This window comes from Deltaproteobacteria bacterium (assembly GCA_009929795.1).
Lineage (GTDB): Bacteria > Desulfobacterota > Desulfovibrionia > Desulfovibrionales > Desulfomicrobiaceae > RZZR01.
The window spans coordinates 1-1,690 of sequence record RZZR01000324.1; the positions used below are offsets into that span (position 1 = coordinate 1).

Annotated in this window: 3 protein-coding genes; all 3 read left to right on the forward strand. The window is 55.9% G+C overall.

Annotated features, from left to right (window positions below):
• Nucleotides 1-31: 31 nt before the first annotated feature.
• A complete protein-coding gene (locus EOM25_14655) occupies nucleotides 32-478 on the forward strand; it encodes a prepilin-type N-terminal cleavage/methylation domain-containing protein (GenBank protein ID NCC26417.1) in 447 nt (148 codons plus the stop codon).
• Nucleotides 479-538: 60 nt separating this feature from the next.
• A complete protein-coding gene (locus EOM25_14660) occupies nucleotides 539-1,114 on the forward strand; it encodes a hypothetical protein (GenBank protein ID NCC26418.1) in 576 nt (191 codons plus the stop codon).
• 1 nt (nucleotide 1,115) lies between these two features.
• Nucleotides 1,116-1,690: hypothetical protein (locus tag EOM25_14665; GenBank protein NCC26419.1), on the forward strand; the 575-nt coding region annotated here is incomplete at its 3' end.

The window sequence follows — 1,690 nt, forward strand, 5'->3', positions numbered from 1 at the left end:
GCCGGGGATTTTTGCCTGACCCGAACCGTGAATTTCCGCAACATTGGCCTGTGAGGACGCCATGAGAGAGAAAGGCTTCACTCTGGTCGAACTGCTCATTGCAACGGTCATTTTGAGCGTCGGGCTCTTGGCGGTTGGGGCCATGCAGATTGGCTATTTGAAAGAGAACGACAGCGGCCGGGACATCACGGCCACGTCCACCACAGCCGAAGAGCGGGTCGAGGAACTGATCCAAATAAACTGGGCTGATTTGCCGGCCGTGAATGGGACCCAAGTTTTTGAGAGCACCGAAGACAACATCCCGTACACATTGACGGTCCTCGTGTTTGAAGATCTTCATGCCCCGAATACCAGGACGGTCCGGGTCATGGTGGATTACAACAGCACCGCCGCAGGAACGATGGTTACCCAGGAAGGTGGAAACATTCGTTGGGGCAAGCGGGTCCAGTACGAGCGGGTGATTCCGAGGATCATGTAATGTCAATAAGAGGTATCCTTGCAGCGCAATCACTGAGCATGTTTTTTTGGAGGGCCGTATATGAACACTAAAACCGACGGCTCGATTCTCTTTGTCAGCCTCGTGCTGTTGGTGATCCTGACCCTGGTCGGCATTGCCGGGTCTAACCGGGGCTATCTGGAGGTGCTGATCGCCAGCCACGAGCGGGACTATAAATCGGCCCTGTACGACGCCGAGGGGGGGATTTACGCCACGCCCAAGCTCATTTCTCGGACCGTGGATACGAGCGTGGCCCCGAATGAGGCTGATTTCGCCGGTTTCGCGTACAACAAGCCGACCATCGACGAGGACGATTTTGTCAACATCGTCATGGGGTTCACCAATGCGACGGCCAATGGAACCGCGCCCATCGCGCTGATCTTTCAGTTCCACGACGACACCCAGAGCGCCGAAGTGGCTGTGGAGCGCACCGGGGCAGACAATATCGCGGGTGGTGGCGTGGAGTTCGCCAGTGGCGGCGAAGGCATTGGCACCGGTTCCGCCGGAGGAGTGGCTATCATGTTCCGAGAGACGTCCGAAGGTCGAAGTGACCGCCAGAGCGCGGCTAATATCGAGGCCTCATATAGAAAAGTAACCGGAGTACCCGGAGGGTTATGAGATGAAGACTGTCATTCGAGGAGCATTGTGTCTGGTGGCCCTGGTCCTGCTACAAGGATCGCAATCGGCCGTCTGGGCCGCGGAGCCCGCCCTGGCCGACTACACAGCCTATCCCGTGTTCCAGGTCAATGCCGTGCCACCCAATATCATGGTCATCATGGACAACTCCGGGAGCATGAATTCAGCGGCCTACGGGACGGCCTACGATCACGCGAATAAGTATTACGGCTATTTCGAACCCTACAAGAAATACTCGTATTCGAGCAACGTCTTTAAAAGAGACCCTGCCGGATCCTGGGACGGAAATTTCCTCAACTGGGTGACCATGAGGCGGGTGGACGTTGCCCGCAAGGTTATGGTTGGAGGGCTCTCAACCCCAAGGCCCCAGGGGGTCAATCCGCCTCCGGGCCCTGGCAAGGTCAATCTTATCGGAGAGAACACCAGCACTGGATATTACCAATATTATACCGAGGGTGAAGACGTGACACCTTATGGAACCCAAGTTCAAAGGTACTATGTTTACAAAGGTACCTTCAGGGTTCAACGTCAAAAATGGGGCAGTTGGAGTTACACTCC